Below are 20,307 nucleotides of genomic sequence, written 5' to 3'. Positions count from 1 at the left end.
CCGTTTTCCGTTTGCGGGGACCTGCGCCCGGATGCTCTGGAAACGCCATTTTTTGCGCGTGTCCGCTGCGTGCGATGCGGTTCGCGTGCCGGGTATCGGCATTTGCCGTCGCTTTGCCTGTGTCTTCTCGGGCACGCGAGCGGGGTGCGCTTACGAACACAACAACACTCTGGATTGGATCAACGACCATGTCGAATGTCATTGAAAACCTTGGCAAACTGGACCGCAAGGTGACCCTGGCCATTCCCAAGGCCGAAGTCGAAAAGGAAAAGCTGGAACGTCTGGTTCGCCTGTCGAAGACGGTGAAGATGTCCGGTTTCCGTCCCGGCAAGGTACCGATGAAGATGGTCGAGAAGCAATACGGCCAGCAAGTCGAGTTCGAAGTGCGCTTCGACAAGGCTGCCCGCAAGTTCTTCGACATCACCAAAGAACAAGACGTCAAGGTTGCCGGCCAGCCGAAGTTCGAAGTCAAGACCGACGGCGTGAGCGAAGACGAAGTGGCCTTCGACGCGACCTTCGAGGTCTATCCGGAAGTCAAGCTGGGTGACCTGGCTGGCGCCGAAGTGACCCGCACCAAGACCGAAATCAGCGATGCCGAAGTCGACAAGACCATCGACATCCTGCGCAAGCAGCGCGTGCATTACCACACCCGTGGCGAAGCCGGCGAGCACGGCGACGGCGGTGCGGAAGTGGCCGCCCAGAACGGCGACCGCGTGACCCTGGACTTCGTCGGCAAGATCGACGGCGTGGAATTCCCCGGTGGCAAGGCTGACGACTTCGCCTTCGTGCTGGGCGAAGGCCGCATGCTGCCCGAGTTCGAGCAAGCCGCACTGGGCCTGAAGGTTGGCGAGAGCAAGACCTTCCCGCTGGCGTTCCCCGAGGACTATCACGGCAAGGACGTGGCCGGCAAGACTGCCGAGTTCACCGTCACGCTCAAGAAGATCGAGTGGGCGCACCTGCCGGAAGTGAACGACGAGTTCGCCAAGTCGCTGGGCATCGCCGACGGCAGCGTCGAGAAGATGCGCGCCGACATCCGCGAAAACCTGGAGCGCGAAGTCAAGCGCCGCACGCACGCCATGCTGAAGGACCAGGTCATGGACGCGCTGTTGAAGGCGAGCGAGCTGGAAGTGCCGAAGGCCCTGATCGAGCAAGACCAGGAGCGCCTGGTGGAAATGGCGCGTCGCGACCTGGAGCAACGCGGCATGCCSAACGCCAAGGACATGCCCATCCCGGCCGAAATGTTCACGCAGCAAGCCGAGCGCCGCGTCAAGCTGGGCCTGATCCTGGCCGAGATCGTCAAGGCTCACGGCCTGGACGCCAAGGCAGACCAGATCAAGGCCGAGATCGAAGACTTCGCCAAGAGCTACGAAGACCCGAAGGAAGTCATGCGCTGGTACTACGGTGACCAACAGCGCCTGGCCGAGATGGAGGCCTACGTGCTCGAAAACAACGTGGTAAATTTCGTGTGCGACAAGGCCAAGGTCACCGACAAGACGGTGTCCTTCGAGGAACTGACTGCCGAAGGCAACAACCAGCCTCAGCAGGCCTGAGCCTGGCCCGTGGCCGGCGCGCGTGGCGCGTTGGCCGCAGCCTTGTCTCTTACCGAACTCCAGGAGAACTTGCATGACCCGCAATGATTTGCTTGACCGTCTGGCCACCACGCAGGCCTCCGCCCTGGAAACGCAGGGACTGGGGCTGGTGCCGATGGTGGTTGAGCAGTCCGGTCGGGGCGAGCGCGCCTATGACATCTATTCGCGCCTGTTGAAGGAGCGTCTGATTTTCATGGTCGGCGAAGTCAACGACCAGACCGCTAACCTGGTGGTCGCCCAGTTGCTGTTCCTGGAAAGCGAAAATCCCGACAAGGACATCTCGCTCTACATCAACTCGCCGGGTGGCTCGGTGTCGGCTGGCCTTGCCATCTACGACACCATGCAGTTCGTCAAGCCGKACGTGGCTACGCTGTGCATGGGCATGGCAGCCAGCATGGGTGCCTTCCTGCTGTCGGCTGGCGCCAAGGGCAAGCGTTCGGCGCTGCCCAACTCGCGCATCATGATCCACCAGCCGCTGGGCGGCGCGCGCGGCCAAGCCTCGGACATCGAGATCCAGGCCCGCGAGATCCTGTACCTGCGCGAGCGGCTCAACACGATCCTGTCGGAAGTCACCGGCCAGCCGGTCGACAAGATTGCCCGCGACACTGATCGCGACAATTTCATGAGCGGCGAGCAGGCAGTGGACTACGGCCTGATCGACAAGGTGCTCGCCCGCCGTGCCTGACAGACCGGCCCGGCTGCCGCAAGGCGGGCCGGGCAGGGGCCGGGTGGCGATCCTTCGGGTATCGCCGCCCGGCCGCAACGAAGAAGGCTATACAGAAACGAGGCCTTGTGCCTCGTTTTTTGCTTTTGCCCCACAGCTTGGGGGTCTACCCGCCGCGCCATTTTTTTTGGCGTATGATGCGTTTGAAGCGTATCCCCGCAGCGCTCCGGCACTGCGGCACGCACACTGCTAATGTGACTGATTCCTATGGCGGATAAAAAAGGTTCATCCAGCGAGAAGCTCCTTTACTGCTCGTTCTGCGGCAAGAGCCAGCACGAGGTAAAGAAGCTCATCGCGGGCCCGTCGGTGTTCATTTGCGACGAATGCATCGACCTGTGCAACGAGATCATCCGCGACGAGGCTGCTGCATCCGACAAGGACGCGGGGGCCTCGGCCAAGTCCGATCTCCCCACCCCGCACGAGATCCGCGAAAGCCTGGATCAATACGTGATCGGGCAGGAGCAGGCCAAGAAGATCCTGGCCGTAGCGGTGTACAACCACTACAAGCGCCTGAAGCACCTCGGCAAGAAGGACGACGTCGAGTTGTCCAAGAGCAACATCCTGCTGATCGGTCCCACCGGTTCGGGCAAGACGCTGCTGGCGCAAACGCTGGCGCGCCTGCTCAATGTGCCTTTCGTGATCGCCGATGCCACCACGCTGACCGAAGCCGGCTATGTCGGCGAGGACGTGGAAAACATCATCCAGAAGTTGCTGCAGAACTGCAACTACGAGGTGGAAAAGGCACAGCGCGGCATTGTCTACATCGATGAGATCGACAAGATCTCGCGCAAATCCGACAACCCGTCCATCACCCGCGATGTCTCCGGTGAAGGCGTGCAGCAGGCCCTGTTGAAGCTGGTCGAAGGCACCATGGCTTCGGTGCCCCCGCAAGGCGGCCGCAAGCACCCGAACCAGGACTTCCTGCAGGTGGATACCACCAACATCTTGTTTATCTGCGGCGGTGCGTTCGATGGCCTCGAAAAGGTCATCATGCAGCGTTCGGACAAGACCGGTATCGGTTTTGCCGCGCAGGTGCAGAGCAAGGAAGAGCGCGAGGCCAGCGAAGTGCTGCCGCAGGTCGAGCCGGAAGACCTGATCAAGTTCGGGCTGATCCCGGAACTGATCGGCCGCCTCCCGGTAGTGGCTACGCTGGCCAAGCTGGACGAAGCCGCGCTGATGCAGATCCTGGTCGAGCCGAAGAACGCGCTGATCAAGCAGTACCAGAAGCTGCTGGCGATGGAAGGCGTTGAGCTGGAAATCCGCCCGGCCGCGCTCTCCGCGATTGCCCGCAAGGCAATCCGCCGCAAGACCGGTGCACGTGGCCTTCGTTCGATCCTCGAACAATCGCTGATGGATGTGATGTACGACCTGCCTAACTACACTTATGACGATGCCAGGCCGGCAGCGAGTCCTGAGAGGCCGTTCGCGAAAAGCGAGCGGCTTTTTTTCTTCATTTTCGTAAAACGAAGGGGAGGAAACGGGGGTATGCTGTTTGGACGGGTCTTGCAAGTGCGGGGAGCAGCATTTTGCAACTAGCATCGAATCGCGCGCAAAGGATGTCTTGCAATCGATTCATGAGACCCAATTTACGCCTAAATGACTGACTGGGGAAAATGATGTCCGGAACACAACTCCTCCCGGCTGAGCCGATTCGCTTGCCACTGTTGCCGCTGCGCGACGTGGTGGTGTTTCCGCACATGGTGATCCCACTGTTCGTGGGACGTCCGAAGTCCATCAAGGCGCTAGAAACTGCGATGGAGGCGGGCAAAAGCATCATGCTTGTGGCCCAGAAAACGGCGGCCAAGGATGAGCCGACCGCCGACGACCTCTATGAGGTGGGCTGCATCGCCAACATCCTGCAAATGCTCAAGCTGCCCGACGGCACCGTCAAGGTGCTGGTGGAAGGCACGCAGCGCGCGAATATCCGCGAAGTGAGCGAAGACGAATCGCACTTCATGTGCGAAGCCGTGCCCGTGCCGCCGGGCCCGGTCGAGACCGCCGAGACGGAGGCGCTGCGCCGCGCCATCGTGTCGCAGTTCGACCAGTACGTAAAGCTGAACAAGAAGATCCCGCCCGAGATCCTGACGTCGCTGTCGGGCATCGACGAGCCGGGTCGCCTGGCCGACACCATCGCCGCGCATCTGCCGATCAAGCTCGAGCAGAAGCAAAAGATCCTGGAAATGGTGAATGTCACCGAGCGCCTGGAGAGCCTGCTGTCGCAGCTCGAAGGCGAGATCGACATCCTGCAGGTGGAAAAGCGCATCCGTGGCCGCGTCAAGCGCCAGATGGAGAAGAGCCAGCGCGAGTACTACCTCAACGAGCAGGTCAAGGCCATCCAGAAGGAACTGGGCGAGGGCGAAGAAGGCGCCGACCTGGAAGAACTCGACAAGCGCATCAAGGCTGCGCGCATGCCGAAGGAAGCCAAGAAAAAGGCCGACGCCGAATTCAAGAAGCTCAAGCTGATGTCGCCGATGTCGGCGGAAGCCACGGTCGTGCGCAACTATATCGACACGCTGGTCAACCTGCCGTGGCGCAAGAAGAGCAAGGTCAACAACGACCTCGCCAACGCCGAGCGCGTGCTGGATGAAGACCACTATGGTCTCGAGAAGGTCAAGGAACGCATCCTTGAGTATCTTGCAGTGCAACAGCGCGTGGACAAGGTGAAGGCGCCGATCCTCTGCCTGGTTGGGCCCCCTGGCGTGGGCAAGACCTCGCTCGGGCAGTCTGTTGCGCGTGCCACGAACCGCAAGTTCGTGCGCATGGCGCTGGGTGGCGTGCGCGACGAGGCCGAGATCCGTGGCCACCGTCGTACGTACATCGGCTCGATGCCCGGCAAGATCCTGCAAAGCCTGGCCAAGGTCGGCGTGCGCAATCCGCTCTTCCTGCTCGACGAGATCGACAAGATGGGCATGGATTTCCGCGGCGATCCGTCGTCGGCATTGCTCGAAGTGCTGGATCCGGAGCAGAACCACACGTTCCAGGACCATTACATCGAGGTCGATTTCGACCTGTCCGATGTGATGTTCGTGGCGACCTCCAATTCGCTCAACATTCCGCCTCCGTTGCTGGACCGGATGGAAGTGATCCGCCTGTCGGGATACACCGAGGAAGAAAAGGTCAACATCGCCCAGCGCTACCTGCTGCCCAAGCAGATCAAGAACAATGGCCTGAAGCCCGGCGAGATGGAAGTGAACGAAGACGCCCTGCGCGACATCATTCGCTACTACACGCGGGAAGCAGGCGTGCGTTCGCTCGAGCGTGAAGTGTCGAAGATCGCCCGCAAGGTGGTGAAGCTGCTGCTGCTCAAGAAGGAAACCGGCACGGTCAAGGTCGCGTCCGAGAACCTGGACAAGTTCCTTGGCGTGCGCAAGTACGACTTCGGGCTGGCCGGCAAGGAAAACCAGGTGGGCCAGGTGACCGGTCTGGCGTGGACGGAAGTGGGCGGCGATCTGCTGACCATCGAAGCCGCGATCATGCCGGGCAAGGGCAACATCACCCGCACCGGTTCGCTGGGCGACGTGATGAAGGAGTCGGTCGAGGCAGCACGTTCGGTGGTGCGCTCGCGGGCACGTCGTCTGGGCATTACGGACGAGATGTTCGAGAAGCGCGACATCCACATCCACGTGCCGGAAGGCGCCACCCCCAAGGATGGCCCTTCGGCAGGTGGTGCGATGACCACGGCGCTGGTGTCGGTGCTCACGGGCATTCCGGTGCGCGCTGACGTGGCCATGACCGGTGAGATCACGCTGCGCGGCGAAGTCCTGCCGATCGGTGGCCTCAAGGAGAAACTGCTCGCGGCGCATCGCGGCGGTATCAAGCTGGTGCTGATCCCCGAAGAGAACGTGAAGGATCTCGCGGAGATTCCGGACAACGTCAAGAACGCCATCGAGATCATCCCGGTGCGCTGGATCGACAAGGTCCTGGAGCTCGCGCTCGAGCGCAAGCCCGAGCCTCTGCCTGAAGAAGTGGCCAAGCCTGCCGATGTGGCGGACAAGGGCGCTGCCAAGGTCGAGATGATTCATCACTGATGATGTCTCGCTGATGCTGCCGTAGCTTCCTGGCAGCGCATGAAAAACGCCGCGGGTGTCCCCCGCGGCGTTTTTCTATTTTGTCTCCTGTTCCGCCTGCGATCCGTGCCACCTTGCGCAAGGTGTAGGTGCATTTTCCGGCCTGTAAAAATGCCTGCGAAGAATACTTGGCAAAACGCCAAAGGCTGTATTACACTTGCGCCCTCGCAACGCAAACAGCAGTAATTACTCTGATATGTGCGCGGCGATGCTTGCAGCATGCAGTGCGGCTGCGGTACGAGCGGGTGCTTAGCTCAGTTGGTAGAGCGGCGCCCTTACAAGGCGTAGGTCGGGGGTTCGAGCCCCTCAGCACCCACCACCGCTCCTGCCGCAAGACAAGCCAGACACACGGATGCATCCTGCAACACCGATTCAGGAGTGGTAGTTCAGTTGGTTAGAATACCGGCCTGTCACGCCGGGGGTCGCGGGTTCGAGTCCCGTCCACTCCGCCAAACAAGCAGTCAGCAAAACGGGCCCTTAGTGGCCCGTTTTGCTTTTTGCGCATCTCATCGCTTTACCAATTCCGCACTCCGTTCTTGATCAAACCGGCTCCGGCTTGCAGTGTCCCGGAGCACCCGCCGGGCAAGGGCAGACATGGCTCGCCAATTGCGCCGCAGGGCTGCAAATCGCGTGAAGCCTGCCGCTCCTGATAGAATCCCGGAGTTTGCCGTTCGTACAACCCTTTTCCTGAGTCAGCATGCTTGATTTCGTACGCAACAACCGGCGCTTGATGCTTTTGCTGCTGCTGGTGCTTGTCTTCCCGTCGTTTGTGTTCTTCGGCGTGGAGAGCTACTCGCGTTTCATGGACAGCTCGCACGACCTTGCCAAGGTCGACGGCCGCGCTATCACGGCGCAAGAAGTGGATAACGTGGTGCGTGACCAGAGCGAGCGCATGCGCCAGATGCTTGGCACGAACTACGACCCGCGCCAGTTCGAAGGCGCGCAGGCACGCCAGCAGGTGCTCGACCAGCTGATCCTGCAGCGCGTGGTAGCGGATGAGGTGGCCAAGAAGCACCTGACCGTTTCCAACGAACGCCTGCTTGAGACGATCAGCAGCATTCCCGCCATCGCCCAGTTGCCGAAGAAGAAAGATGGCACGATCGACGACAAGGCCTACGTCGGCCTGCTGGCTCAGCAAGGCATGACGCCCGAGCAGTTCGACGCCCGCATGCGTTTCGACCTGGCCACCCAGCAGCTCAGCTCCTCGGTTGGCGCTACCGCCTTCGTGCCGAAGTCCTTGCTGGACCGCCTGATCGCCATTCGCGACCAGCAGCGCGACGTGCAGGCGCTGCAGATCAAGCCGGCCGATTTCACCGCCAAGGTCAATCCGGATGACGCCGCGCTGAAGGCGTACTACGAAAGCCACAAGGCAGCGTTCTCGGTGCCCGAGCAAGCCAAGGTCGAATACCTGGTGCTGTCGGCCGACGCGCTGGCCGCCTCGACGCCGGTCACGCCCGAAGAGCTCAAGTCCTACTACGACAGCAACATCGCGCGCTTTCGCACCGACGAGCAGCGCCGCGCCAGCCACATCCTGATTGGCTCGCCCAAGGATGCCAAGCCAGCGGAGCGCCAGGCCGCCAAGGAAAAAGCCACCAAGCTGCTCGAGGACCTGCGCAAGCATCCCGAGACGTTTGCCGACGTGGCCCGCAAGCAGTCGCAGGACCCGGGCTCGGCGGAGAAGGGCGGCGACCTCGGCTTCATGGGCCGTGGCGCGCTGGTCAAGCCGTTTGAAGACGCGATGTATGCGCTCAAGGATGGCCAGATCAGCGACGTGGTCGAGACCGACTACGGCTATCACATCATCAAGGTCACCGGCATCAAGCCGGCCGAGACCAAGCCGCTTGAACAGGTCCGTACCGAACTGGAAGTGGAGTTGCGCAAGCAACTCGCCGCCAAGAAGTACACCGAACTGGCCGACACGTTTGGCAATACGGTCTATGAACAGTCCGACAGCCTCAAGCCGGCTGCCGACAAGTTCAAGCTGACGATCCAGAGCGCCGACAACGTGACCCGCCAGCCGAACCCGGCCCTGGGCGCGCAAAACCCGCTCAATAACGAGAAGCTGCTCAAGGCGCTGTTCAGCGATGAATCCGTCAAGAACAAGCGCAACACCGAGGCCGTGCAGGTTGGCCCCACCACGCTGGTGGCGGCGCGCATCGTCGACTACCGCCCGGCCACGGTGCGCAAGTTCGAAGACGTGCAGGCCAAGGTGCGTGAAGGCTATATCGCGCAGCAGGCAGCCGAGCTTGCCGCCAAGGCAGGCGCTGAACGTCTCGAAGCGTTGAAGAAGAGCGGCGGCGCCGACGGCTTCGGCGCATCGGTAACCGTCTCGCGTGCCAAGGCCGACGGCCTGGCACCGAAKGCTGTGGAAGCCGTGATGCGTGCCGATACCGCCAAGCTGCCCGCGTATGTCGGCGTGGATCTGGGCGCCGATGGCTACGCGATCTATCGCATTGGCAAGGTCAGCCAGCCTGCGCAGGCGGATGCCGCGCAGCGCCAGGGCGAGGCGCAGCAACTGGGCCAGATGCTGGGCCAGAGCCAGCTGGAAGCCTTCTACGAAGGCCTGAAGGACCGGGCCAAGGTGAAGCTGCTCAAGCCCGCTGCCACGACGGAAGCGGCTCCGGCCAGCGGCGCTGGCGCGCAGTAATACTGCCGCTCGCAGCCATAAAGAGAAAGGCGCCTTCGGGCGCCTTTCTCTTTATGGCAAAGCCGCGGACAACTAGCGGGTAGCTGTCTTGGCCGCTGGCGCCTTCAGCAAGGGCTTGAGCTGCGGCCAGACGGTATCGAGCAGCGTGCCCTGCGCCTGCGCCGTGGGATGGAGGCGGTCCGCCTGGAACCACTCTGGCTTGGCGACGACTTGCTCCAGCAGGAAGGGCACCAGCCGGAGCTTGTACTCGCCGGCCAGCTTGGGGTAGAGCGAGAAGAAGCGCTCGGTGTAGTCCGGCCCGTAATTGGGCGGGATGCGCATGCCCACCAGCAGTACGCTGGCCTTGGCTTGCTGCGCGCTGGTGACGATGCTGCGCAGGTTGGCCTCGGTGGTTTGCAGCGGCAGGCCGCGCAAGGCATCGTTGGCGCCCAGCTCCACGATGACCACGGCCGGATGGTGCCTTGCCAGGAGGTCGGGCAAGCGCGTCTTGCCGCCCACCGTGGTCTCGCCGCTGATGCTGGCGTTCACGACGCTATAATCGAAACGTTCCTCCCGCAGCCGCGCCTCCATCAGCTTGACCCAGCCTGTATTGCGGGCCAGGCCATACTCGGCGGACAGGCTGTCGCCCAGCACCAGGATGGCGGGCGTTGCCGCCCGCGCCATCGACGCCGTGGCCGGCACCATCGCGGGCAGCAGCGTGGTCACGCACACCGCCAGCGCCAGCTTTCGCCAACCGCACCAGAACTTCTTGCTCATGTCTTCATCCATTCTTGCAGTCGAGTCATTAGGAAAGACCGTAGCCGACACGACAGGTTCGCTGACGATTTTGCACGACGTGACGTTTTCCGTCACGCCCGGMGAAACGCTGGCCATTGTGGGCGCATCCGGCTCGGGCAAATCAACCCTGCTGGGCTTGCTGGCGGGTCTGGACCTGCCCACCACGGGCACCGTCAAGCTCAACGGGCAGGACCTGTTCCAGCTCGACGAAGACCAGCGGGCAGCGCAGCGCGGGCGCCATGTGGGTTTTGTGTTCCAGTCGTTCCAGCTGGTCGGGCACCTGAGCGCCCTGGAAAACGTCATGTTGCCGCTGGAGTTGCGCGGAGAGACCGCGGGCGTGCGCGAGCGCGCCGCCGACATGCTGGCCCGCGTGGGGCTGAGCGGGCGCCTTTCCCACTATCCGCGCACGCTCTCCGGCGGCGAGCAGCAGCGCGTGGCGCTGGCGCGGGCGTTTGTGGCCCGGCCCGACATCCTCTTTGCCGACGAGCCTACCGGGAGCCTGGATACGGCCACCGGGGAGGCCGTGATTGCGCTGATGTTCGAGCTGAACCGCGATGCCGGTTCCACCCTGGTGCTGGTCACGCACGATCGCTCCGTGGCGGCCCGCTGCGGGCGCATCCTGACCATCGAAGCCGGACGGGTTGCCAGCGACGAGTGGATGACCGCGCCGGTTTGATAAAACGCTGCGTCAGGCGCTGCCGAGCGCCGCGCGCGCGCGCGCAATCAGGCTGCCGGTCGATGCATCGTGCTGCCCGGCGGCGGCACTTGCCGCATTGTTCAACTCGCCCTCGATCGGCTTGGCCAGGATCTTGCCGAGTTCCACGCCCCATTGGTCGAACGAGTTGATGTTCCAGACCACGCCTTGCACGAAGGTGCGGTGTTCGTAGAGCGCGATCAGCGCGCCGAGCGTATGCGGCGTGATGTCTTCCATCAGCAGCGTGTTGCTCGGCCGGTTGCCMTCGAACACCATGTGGGCGATACGGATCTCGTCGGTGAGCCCCGTGGCGCGCAGTTCCTCGGCCGTGCGCCCGAGCATCAGCGCTTCAGCCTGGGCAAAGCAGTTGGCCAGCAGCTTGGCGTGATGGCCGGGCAGCAGGCGGGGCGGGCGCAGCGGCGCCACGAAATCCACCGGCACGATCTGCGAGCCCTGGTGGATCAGCTGGAAATAGGCGTGCTGGCCGTTGGTGCCGGCGGAGCCCCAGACCACCGGCGCGGTATGGGCGCGCACGTGGCGGCCGTCAAGCTGTACCGATTTGCCGTTGCTCTCCATTTCCAGCTGCTGCAGGAAGGCAGGAAACAATTCGAGCGAGGTGGAGTACGGCGCCATGCAGCTGGTCGGCATGCCGAAGAAGTTGCGGTACCAGATACCGAGCATGCCCAGCACCACGGGCATGTTCTGCGCCAGCGGCGCGCTGCTGAAATGCGCATCCATGGCGCGGCCACCGATCAGCAGGTCTTCAAACGCGTCGAAGCCAACCGCTAGCGCAATCGACAGTCCGACCGAGGACCACAGCGAGAAACGCCCGCCGATCCAGTCCCAGAATTCGAACATGTGCGCCGGGTCGATGCCGAAGGCGCGCACCGCCTCCACATTGGTCRACACCGCGGCAAAATGGCTGGCCAGCTGGTCCAGGGCCACGCCTTTGTCGAGGAACCACTGGCGCGCGCTGCAGGCGTTGGCCATGGTCTCGAGCGTGGTGAAGGTCTTGGAGCAGACGATCACCAGGGTTTGCTCGGGGTCGAGCCGGTCCAGGCATTCGGCCAGTTCGGTGCCGTCCACGTTGGAGACGAAATGCATGCGCGGGCCGCTGCCGGCCAGGTGCGAGAGCGCGCGGCACACCATGCGCGGGCCCAGGTCCGAGCCGCCGATGCCGATGTTGATGACATCGGTGATGCGCTTGCCGGTGAAGCCGGTCCAGTCGCCGCTGCGCACGCGCTGCGAGAACACGCGCATGCGGTCCAGCACGGCGTGGATGGCGGGCATGACGGGCTTGCCGTCGACCTTGAACGTTGCGTCGGCACCGGCGCGCAGCGCGATGTGCAGGACCGCGCGGTCCTCGGTGGCGTTGATGTGGTCGCCGGCGAACATGGCATCGCGGCGTTTGGGCACGCCAGCTTCATCCGCCAGTTGCATCAGCAATGCCATGGTCTGCGGCGTGATGCGGTTCTTGGAATAATCGAGATACAGGCCTGCGGCTTCCAGCGAGAACTGCTCGACGCGTTGTTCCGCGGAGCCGGCGGCAAACCACTCGCGCATCGGCGTTTCGCGAATGGCGTCGTGGTGTTGCAGAAGTGAGTGCCAGGCGTGGAGGTCTGTGGGCATGCGTGCGGAAATCTTTGAAGGACAGCGCGGAAGTACCGTGTGAAGCTTGGTGTTTCCGCTAGATATCAATGCTCCCCGGTAGCCAGCCCGGCTGGCCTTGCGCGACGGTCAGGAGCCTCTCAAGTATAACGCGCCCATCTGGCACGACTCGGCGTTTTGGCGGCAAAAGACGGCATTAGTGCTTCCGAGGGGATCGATCGCCGGGCGCATTCCTTCGCGCGCCGGCGCTGTGCTCCCGTCAGCCGGGGCGCCCGAGCCGGCGCGCAACCGCCCGCAGCGCTGACTCGCCCCCCGCCACGCACACCCCGCCCACACAGATCACCGCCACGCCGAGCGCGGTGATCCAGTCCGGCAACTGGCCGAACGCCAGGTAGCCGATGGTCGTCGCCGACAGGATCTGCAGGTAGAGGAAGGGGCTGAGGAATGACGCATCCGCGTACTGGAACGCGCGAATCACAAAATAGTGGCCAATCGAGCCGGTGATGCCGGTGCTCAGCAGGAGCACGGCTTGCAGCGGCGTGGGTGCCGCTTCGAACCAGAAGAAGGGCACCAGCAGCGTGGTCAGGACGGCGCCGGTCACGCCGCTCTGGATCAAGGTGGTCATGGGCGCGTCATGCGCGGCAATGCGCCGCGTCAGCATCTGCATCAACGCGAACACCAGTGCCGACAACAAGCCCAGCGCAATGCCGGCCCCGCTCAGCTCGCCGCCGGGGCGCACCACGATCAGCATGCCGACGAAGCCGATAGCCACGCCGCTCCAGCGGCTCGCGCGCGCATGCGCGCTCGGGCGCTCGCCTAGCAGCCAGGGCGACAACGCCACCACGAACAGCGGCGCGCAGAAATTCAGCGCCGTGGCCTCGGCCAGCGGCATCAGCTTGAGCACGCTGAAGAACACCAGCGTCGAGACCAGCATCATCCCCCCGCGCAGCCACTGCAGGCCCGGTTTCGCGGGGCGCCATTGCTGGCGCAAGCGCGCCGGCCCCAGCAGCAGGAAGATCGCGGCCACATGGCCCACGTAGCGTACCCAGGCCACGCCCACCACCGGCAGGCCCTGCTGGGTCAGCGTCTTGCTGCTGGCATCCAGCAGGCTGAGGATCCATTGGCCGAGCACCAGCAGGGCCACGCCGGTGAGCAGCTGGCGCCGGGCCGGCGAGCGGCTGGCCGCGGCCTGCAGGCGGGCGCCGCTATCCGTCGCCTTGCTCATGCCTGCTGCGCCCGCAGCAGGGCATTGAACAGGTCGCGCACCGGCAGGTAGAGCTCGCTCGCGGTCAGGCCGGCGGGGCCGGTGCCCTGCGCCACCAGGTGGTCGGCGGCGCGCCCGTGCAGCCAGACCGCGGCCCGTGCGGCCTGCAGCGCCGGCATGCCCTGGGCCAGCAGGGCGCCGATCATGCCGGCCAGCACGTCGCCGGTGCCGGCGGTGGCCAGCCCGGCATTGCCGGTCGGGTTGATCGATAACGACACGCTGCCGAGCGCATCCGGTGGCGACGCGATCACCGTGCCCGAGCCCTTGAGCACGACCACGGCCTGCCACTGGGCTGCCAGCGAGCGCGCCGCCGCCAGGCGGTCACGCTGGATCTCGGCCACGCTGATGCCGGACAGGCGCGCGGCTTCGAGCGGGTGCGGCGTCATCACGCGCACCGGCGGGCCGCCGCCAAGCATGGCGGCAAGCGCGGGGTCCGCGGCCAGCATGTTCAGCGCATCGGCATCCAGCACCAGCGCGGGCGGCTCGGTGGCGGCCACGCTGGCTTGCAGCAACTGCGCCAGCTGCTTGCGCGCCGCCGTGCCTGTGCCCATGCCCGGGCCGATCACCAGCGCGGACATATTGGTCAGCTCGATCTCCGCGATCGGGTGCAGCATCAGCTCCGGGTGCACGGGGTCGATTAGCGGCGCGGGCTGCGCCAGGAAGGCGATGTGCACGCGCCCGGCGCCAAGGTGCTGCGCGGCACGCGCGCCAAGCAGCGGCGCGCCGGTCATGCCGATGCCGCCGCCGATCACGGCGAGCGAGCCGAATGTGCCCTTATTGGTGGCATGGCGCCGCGTGGGCAGCGCCGATGCGAACGACGCCGGCACGTTGACCGTGGCGCAGGCAGGCTGGGCCGGCGGATAGTTCAGGCCGAGCGGGGCGATATCCACCTCGCCCGCGCAATCGCGCCCATCGAGCGTGAGCAGGCCCGGCTTGGCGCCGATGAAGGTGAGGGTGCGCAAAGCGCGTACCGCCGGCGCGCCGGCGCCGGTATCGGCGAACAGCCCGCTCGGGATATCGAGCGAGAACACGGGCAGCCGGGACTCGGCAAGGTGCGCGATCCACTGCGCCGTGAAGCCATCGGCGGCGCGGTTCAGGCCAATGCCGAGCAAGCCGTCGACCAGCGCGCAGGTGTGCGGGGGAAACGGCGGCAGGGTGCCATGGCAGGCGGACTCCGGCATGGCGTGCAGTATCACGCCAGCCGCGCGCGCCTCCAGCCAGGCTCGCCCGGCGTCGGCGGGCAGGCGATCGGGCTCGGCCGTCAACCACACCTGGACCTCGCGCCCGGCCTGGTGCAGGCGGGTGGCGGCCACCAGCGCGTCGCCGCCGTTGTTGCCCGGGCCGGCCAGCAGCAGCAGTGGGCCCGCGGGCGTGTGGTGCGCCAGCCAGGCCGCCGCCGCGGCGCCGGCCCGGGACATCAGCGTGAAGGCGGGCAGGCTGGCCATGGCGGCCGCTTCGATGTGGCGGAGGGCCGCCACGTCGTACAGCGGGATCGCGCTGGCGCTTGCCGCGTCCAGCGGGAGCCAGGCATCGTCGGGCGGCGCAGCGGCAAGCGTGGGAGACGTCGGGGCAGAGCTTTGCATGGTCAGCGTGGGCCTAAGCCGTAGCGGTCGGGGGTCAGGCCATCCAGGTCGATGCCGGGGCGATTGCCTGCGATCAGGTCGGCGGCAATGCGCCCGGAGCCGCATGCCATCGCCCAGCCGGTGGAGCCGTGGCCCAGGTTGAGGTAAAGCCCGGGCACGGCCGTGGCGCCGATCAGCGGCGGGCCATCGGGCAGCATCGGGCGGGCGCCGGCCCACAGCGTGGCCGTGCCATAGTGGCCTGCAACCGGGAACCAGTCGCGCGCCACCTTGAGCAAGGTGTTGATGGCCGCGGGGCGCAGGTCGAGCTTGCGCGAGCCGAGCTCGGCGGTGCCGGCAATACGCAGGCGGTTGCCCATGCGGGTGATGGCGACCTTGTAGGACTCGTCCATCAGCGCGCCCAGCGGCGCCTGCAGCTCGTCGCTGACCTGCACGGTGGCGGAATAGCCTTTGACGGGGTAGAGGGGGATGCGCAGGCCCAGCGGGCGCAACAGCGCGGCGCTGGCTATGCCTGCACTGACCAGCACGCGATCGGCGGTGAGCGTTTCGCTCGCGCTGCGGGCATCGCCGGCACCGGTGCCGCACAGGTCAAGCGAGAGCTTGCCGCCCGGCAACGGCCGCAGGGCGCTGGCGTCGCTGTCCATGACAAAGCGCACGCCCGCGGCTTCGGCCAGCACGCGCAGCCGGCGCACGAACATCGGGCAGTTGCCGGATTCGTCCTCGGGAAGGTGCAGCCCGCCGGCCAGCGGCGTGTCGGTGGTCAGGCCAGGCTCGATGCGCCGGCAGCCGTCGGCGTCGACCAGCCGGTGCGGCACCTTGTGCTCGCGCAGCAGGGCCAGCGCCGGCTCGGCGAGGTCCCGGTCGCGCTGGGTACGGAACAGCTGCAGGTAGCCTTGAGATTGCTCGTAGTCGATCTGGAGCTGGCCGCGCAGCGCATGCAGGCATTCCCGGCTATAGAAGGCCAGGCGCTGCATGCGCAGCTTGTTGATGCGGTAGCGCTCCAGCGTGCATTCGCCCAGCCAGCGCGCGATCCAGCGCCACATGGCCGGATCGGCGCTGGGCCGGAACAGCACGGGCGAGGTGCTGGCGAAGAGGTTGCGCAGCACCTTGCCCGGCATGCCGGGCGCCGCCCAGGGGGTGACATAGCCCGGCGCGATCACGCCGGCATTGCCGAAGCTCGACTCCTGCGCCGGCGCCGCGCGGCGCTCGACCACGGTTACGTCGAAGCCAGCCTCGCGCAGGTACCACGCGGAGCACACGCCGATGACACCGGCGCCGATGACGATCACATGCATGGCGCTCCGTAGATTACTTCAGCTCTTTTTGCATCACCACATCGGGCAGCCAGGTGACGATCTGCGGCCACACCGTGACGATGCCGATGGCCACCACCATCATCATGAAGAACGGCAGCGAGACCCGCGCTATGTAGTTACTGTCCTTGCCTGTCATGCTCTGCAGCACGAACAGGTTGAACCCCACGGGTGGCGTCACCTCGGCGATCTCCACCAGCAGCACGATGAATATCCCGAACCATACCAGATCGAAGCCCGCGGCCTGCACCATCGGCAGCACCGTGGCGGTGGTCAGCGCGATCATGGAAATGCCATCGAGCGCGGTGCCCAGCAGGATGTAGATCACGGTTAGCACGGCGATCAGCGCCCAGGGCGACAGGTGCATCGAGGCCACCCATTCCGCCAGCGCGCGCGGAATGCCCGTAAAGCTCATGGTCACGGACAGGAACGAGGTCGCACCCAGCACGAACATGATCATGGCGGTCAGCCGGGTGGCCGACATCAGGCTTTCCCAGAACGCCTTGCGTGTGAGCGAGCCGCCCACCCACGCCAGCGCCAGCGACGCCACCACGCCGTAGGCGGCCGCTTCCGTGGCGGTGGAGTAGCCGGTGATCATGATCCAGGTGATAAAGGCGATCAGCACGATGCACGGCATCAACTGGCGGATCGAGGCGAGCCGCGAGCGCCAGTTGAAGATTTCCGCCTTCGGTGTCTTGTCCGGGTTCGATAGCGCCCACACCACGATGTAGCCGGAGAACAGCAGCATCAGCAGCAGCCCGGGCAGGAAGCCGGCCAGGAACACGCGGATGATCGACACATCGGCCGAGACCGCGTAGACCACCATGGTGATCGATGGCGGGATCAGGATGCCGAGCGTGCCGGCGCAYGACAGCGAGCCCAGGGTCACGCGCTCATCGTAGCCGCGCCGGGTCAGCTCGGGCAGCGCCGACTTGGCGATGGTGGCGCAGGTGGCGGCGGACGAGCCCGATACCGAGCCGAAGATGCCGCAGCCCAGGATGTTGACGTGCATCAGGCGCCCGGGGAGCCAGTTCAGCCAAGGCGAGAGCCCGTTGAACATCTGCTCGGACAGCTTGGTGCGAAACAGTATCTCGCCCATCCACACAAAGAGCGGCAGCGAGGCCAGGGTGTACGACGCGCTGGACGACCACCACGCATTGGCCAGGTTGACCAGCGCATCGCGATCGGCAAACACCACCAGCCCCACCCAGGAGGTGACGGCAATGGCCACGGGAATCCACGCGCCGATGACCAGGAAGCCGATCATCACCACCAGCAGGATCAGGGAAACCAGGACGGTGCTCATCAGACGGTCTCCCCGAAGTCGCCGGCGGCCAGCTTGGCTTCCTGCGCCAGCTGGTAGCGCGGCTTTTGCTTGCGCGCCACGCGCAACAGTTCGTCCAGCACCGCCAGCATGAAGCCGGCGCAGCCCAGCACCGCAAAGCTCTGCGGAATCCACAGTGGCACGACGATCTGGCCCTGCGACACATCGCCGATCTCCCAGCTCTGCCAGGCGAAGCTGAACAAGGCCCAGGTCGCGTAGGCGGCGAACACCGCGCAGATGGTCAGCGAGATCAGCTCCAGCCACCAGCGCACGCGCGGATTGACGGCCTCCAGCAGCATTTCCACGCGGACGATGCCGCCATGCTGGAAGGTCTGGCCCAGTACCAGGAAGGCGGAGGCGGCGCACAGCCATGCAACGATATCGTCGCCGCCCTTGAAGATAAACGTGGTCTCGCGCGAGAACGACATCAGGATCATGATGAGGCAGACCCCGAGGATGCACAGCGCGCCGAGCACGGCGAACAGGTCAAGCAGCCGGTCCAGCCAGCGCTTGTTGACGGAAGTGGCTTCCATGGCGAGTGGGGAGGGTTGATGCGGTGAAAAAGAAGGCGCGGGAGGTTTGCGGCAGCAAGGCCACGGCGGCGGGCAACGCCGCCGTGGCCGGATACGGATCGCTTGTTTCTCGCTAGGGCGCAAACTACAGCATTAACTACAGCATTAACTGCGGCATTGACTACGGCGCAAACTACGGCAATGACGGCAACGCCTACTTCTTGTACGCGTCCAGGATGGCCTTGCCGTCGTCGCCGGCGCCCTTGGCCCATTCGTCCACCATCACCTGGCCAAGCTTCTGCATGTCTTGCTTCAACTGGGGCGAGGGCGGCTGCACCGCCATGCCGTTCTTGCCGAGCACGGCCAGGTATTCACGCGTCTTTTGCTCCGAGATCTGCCAGCCGCGCTTCTCGGCTTCGGCCACCGTCTTGAGCAGGGCGTCCTGGGTTGGCTTGTCCAGCGCGGCGAAGGACTTCTTGCTGACCACCAGCATGTTCTTCGGCAGCCAGGCATCGACGGTGTAGAAGTACTTCACGCTCTCCCAGACCTTGGTGTCCACGCCCGTGGCGCCCGAGGACATGAACGAATTGACGGTGCCGGTGGCGAGCGCCTGTGCCAGGTCGGCGGCCTGGATGGTCACCGGCTGCGCGCCCACCAGTTCGGCGATTTTGGAGGTGGCGGGGTTATACGCGCGCCACTTCAGGCCTTTCATGTCGGCCGCGGCGTTGATCGGCTTGTTGGCGTAGATGCCTTGCGGCGGCCAGGCCACCGCGTACAGCAGCTTCATGCCTTGCTTGTCCAGCACCTTGTCGGTGACCGCGCGCGAGGCCTGCCACAGCTTGTAGGAGTCCTGGTAGCTGGTCGCCAGGAAGGGCACCGCATCCACGCCGAATACCGGGTTCTCGTTGGCCAGCAGCGACATCAGGATCTCGCCCATCTGCACCTGGCCGGTCTGCACGCCACGCTTGATCTCGTTGGCCTTGAGCAGTGAGCCGTTGGGATGGATCACGATCTTGAGCTTGCCGCCCGTGGCCTTCTCCACGTCGGTGGCCATCTGCTGCAGGTTTTCGGTGTGGAGGTTGCTCACCGGGTAGCCGGTTGGCAGGTCCCATTTGGTATCCGCCTGCGCGGCCKGCGTCATCACGGCAGCGGTGGCAAGCACCCCGCCCAGCAACATGCACTTCAGTGTGGCCTTCCCTTGCATCGATCTCTCCTGGTTAGTCATTGTGGCTACGTCTGTCTTGGTATTCGTTCCGAAGTCGTTTTGCCCGCGCCACCTGGCTCAGGGGTGGCGCGGGTTACGTCTATCCTTGCCGCGGCGCCTCAGGCGGCCGGCTTGATGATGGATTCCAATGCAATTGCCGTGCCCAGCAGCTGCGCGTCGCGCAGTGCACCGTGCGAGAGCATCAGGCCCACGGGCAACTCGTCCGGCTGGTGGCAGGGCAGCGAGATGGAGCAGCCATCGAGGAAGTTGAACGCCGACGTATTGCGCAGCAGCAGGGCGTTGGTGCGGAAGAACAGCGCGTCGTCCGCCACCAGCGGGGCGATCGGCGGCGCCACCATCGGCACGGTGGGGCAGGCCACGGCGTCGAAGCCTTCGATGCGGGCGGCAACCCGCGTGATCCAGTCGAGGCGGGCGCGCATCAGGTCTACGTAGTCGGCCGCGCTCATGGCCGCGCCGCGGTCGATGCGCGACGCTACGCGCGGATCGTATTGCTCGCGCCGCGTGGCCAGCACGTGGCGGTGGATGGCATGCGCCTCGGCGGCGGTGAAGCCGCCGCCGGCGTTGATGGCGGCCAGCTCGGCCAGTTCCGGCAGGTCGATGTGCTCGATCTGCACGCCGGCCGCGGACAGCCGGCCGAGGGCGCGGTCGAACGCGCGCGCCACCGTGTCATCGAGGTCGTCGAGCAGGACCTGGCGCGGGATGGCCAGGCGGATACCCGCCGCGGCCTTGATGACGGGGAGCACCGCCTGGTCGGCGATCACGCTGTCCACCAGCACGCAATCCTGCACCGTGCGCGCCATGGCGCAGGCGGTGTCCAGCGTATAGGAGAGCGGGAAGGCGCCGTCCAGCGGCACGCGCCGGGCGGTCGGCTTGAAGCCGGTCAGCCCGCACAGGGCAGCCGGGATGCGGATGGAGCCGCCGGTGTCGCTGCCCAGCCCCGCCACCGCCAGGCCCAGCGCCACGGACACCGCGGCGCCCGACGA

The 20,307-nt window shown here is 65.2% G+C and carries 15 protein-coding genes and 2 tRNA genes; 8 read left to right on the top strand and 9 right to left on the bottom strand.

What is annotated here, in order from left to right; all coding sequences use genetic code 11:
* Window positions 1–188: 188 nt before the first annotated feature.
* The 7 genes from tig (at window position 189) to AC1DS3_RS20765 (ending at window position 9,027) form a co-directional block, all read left to right on the top strand.
* Window positions 189–1,550 (top strand): trigger factor, encoded by a 1,362-nt coding sequence (gene tig, locus AC1DS3_RS20795; RefSeq protein WP_441630808.1) that lies wholly within the window; start codon window positions 189–191, stop codon window positions 1,548–1,550.
* A gap of 73 nt (window positions 1,551–1,623) precedes the next feature.
* Window positions 1,624–2,274, top strand: coding sequence for an ATP-dependent Clp endopeptidase proteolytic subunit ClpP (gene clpP / locus AC1DS3_RS20790; protein ID WP_477127858.1), 651 nt, complete (start codon window positions 1,624–1,626; stop codon window positions 2,272–2,274).
* A gap of 246 nt (window positions 2,275–2,520) precedes the next feature.
* A complete protein-coding gene (gene clpX / locus AC1DS3_RS20785; RefSeq protein WP_477127857.1) occupies window positions 2,521–3,849 on the top strand; it encodes an ATP-dependent Clp protease ATP-binding subunit ClpX in 1,329 nt (442 codons plus the stop codon).
* Between the two features lie 80 nt (window positions 3,850–3,929).
* Window positions 3,930–6,341, top strand: coding sequence for an endopeptidase La (lon, locus tag AC1DS3_RS20780; RefSeq protein WP_441630811.1), 2,412 nt, complete (start codon window positions 3,930–3,932; stop codon window positions 6,339–6,341).
* Window positions 6,342–6,623: 282 nt separating this feature from the next.
* A tRNA-Val gene (locus tag AC1DS3_RS20775) sits at window positions 6,624–6,699 on the top strand.
* A gap of 56 nt (window positions 6,700–6,755) precedes the next feature.
* A tRNA-Asp gene (locus AC1DS3_RS20770) sits at window positions 6,756–6,832 on the top strand.
* A gap of 245 nt (window positions 6,833–7,077) precedes the next feature.
* A complete protein-coding gene (locus tag AC1DS3_RS20765; RefSeq protein ID WP_477127856.1) occupies window positions 7,078–9,027 on the top strand; it encodes a SurA N-terminal domain-containing protein in 1,950 nt (649 codons plus the stop codon).
* A 72-nt stretch (window positions 9,028–9,099) separates the two neighbouring features.
* Here the strand turns inward: AC1DS3_RS20765 and AC1DS3_RS20760 are convergent, their stop codons facing one another.
* Window positions 9,100–9,783, bottom strand: coding sequence for an arylesterase (locus AC1DS3_RS20760; protein ID WP_441630815.1), 684 nt, complete (start codon window positions 9,781–9,783; stop codon window positions 9,100–9,102).
* Between AC1DS3_RS20760 and AC1DS3_RS20755 the strand changes: the two genes are divergently transcribed.
* On the top strand, window positions 9,782–10,480 hold the full coding sequence (locus AC1DS3_RS20755) for an ABC transporter ATP-binding protein (RefSeq protein ID WP_441630817.1): 699 nt from the start codon (window positions 9,782–9,784) through the stop codon (window positions 10,478–10,480). The genes AC1DS3_RS20760 and AC1DS3_RS20755 overlap by 2 nt on opposite strands.
* 12 nt (window positions 10,481–10,492) lie before the next feature.
* Here the strand turns inward: AC1DS3_RS20755 and pgi are convergent, their stop codons facing one another.
* The 8 genes from pgi to AC1DS3_RS20715 all read right to left on the bottom strand — a co-directional run.
* On the bottom strand, window positions 10,493–12,127 hold the full coding sequence (pgi, locus tag AC1DS3_RS20750; RefSeq protein WP_477127855.1) for a glucose-6-phosphate isomerase: 1,635 nt from the start codon (window positions 12,125–12,127) through the stop codon (window positions 10,493–10,495).
* Between the two features lie 238 nt (window positions 12,128–12,365).
* Window positions 12,366–13,331 (bottom strand): DMT family transporter, encoded by a 966-nt coding sequence (locus tag AC1DS3_RS20745; RefSeq protein WP_441630821.1) that lies wholly within the window; start codon window positions 13,329–13,331, stop codon window positions 12,366–12,368.
* Window positions 13,328–14,953: an NAD(P)H-hydrate dehydratase gene (locus tag AC1DS3_RS20740; RefSeq protein ID WP_441630823.1), complete on the bottom strand. Its 1,626-nt coding sequence runs from the start codon at window positions 14,951–14,953 to the stop codon at window positions 13,328–13,330. The genes AC1DS3_RS20745 and AC1DS3_RS20740 overlap by 4 nt, the downstream gene beginning before the upstream one ends.
* Before the next feature lie 2 nt (window positions 14,954–14,955).
* Window positions 14,956–16,245 carry a D-amino acid dehydrogenase gene (locus AC1DS3_RS20735; RefSeq protein WP_441630825.1) on the bottom strand — a complete coding sequence of 430 codons (1,290 nt, stop codon included), beginning with the start codon at window positions 16,243–16,245 and terminating at the stop codon, window positions 14,956–14,958.
* A gap of 13 nt (window positions 16,246–16,258) precedes the next feature.
* Window positions 16,259–17,569, bottom strand: a complete 1,311-nt coding sequence (locus tag AC1DS3_RS20730; RefSeq protein ID WP_441630827.1) for a TRAP transporter large permease — start codon at window positions 17,567–17,569, stop codon at window positions 16,259–16,261.
* A complete protein-coding gene (locus tag AC1DS3_RS20725; protein ID WP_441630829.1) occupies window positions 17,569–18,120 on the bottom strand; it encodes a TRAP transporter small permease subunit in 552 nt (183 codons plus the stop codon). The genes AC1DS3_RS20730 and AC1DS3_RS20725 overlap by 1 nt, the downstream gene beginning before the upstream one ends.
* A 193-nt stretch (window positions 18,121–18,313) precedes the next feature.
* Window positions 18,314–19,276 (bottom strand): TRAP transporter substrate-binding protein, encoded by a 963-nt coding sequence (locus tag AC1DS3_RS20720; RefSeq protein ID WP_477127863.1) that lies wholly within the window; start codon window positions 19,274–19,276, stop codon window positions 18,314–18,316.
* A gap of 146 nt (window positions 19,277–19,422) precedes the next feature.
* The coding region (locus tag AC1DS3_RS20715; RefSeq protein ID WP_477127854.1) for an amidase family protein at window positions 19,423–20,307 on the bottom strand (885 nt) is incomplete at its 5' end.

It is taken from the genome of Cupriavidus sp. 01L46, from assembly GCF_056399905.1.
The sequence above is the reverse complement of the archived record's forward strand: the minus strand, read 5'-3'. Positions and strand labels throughout refer to the sequence as shown.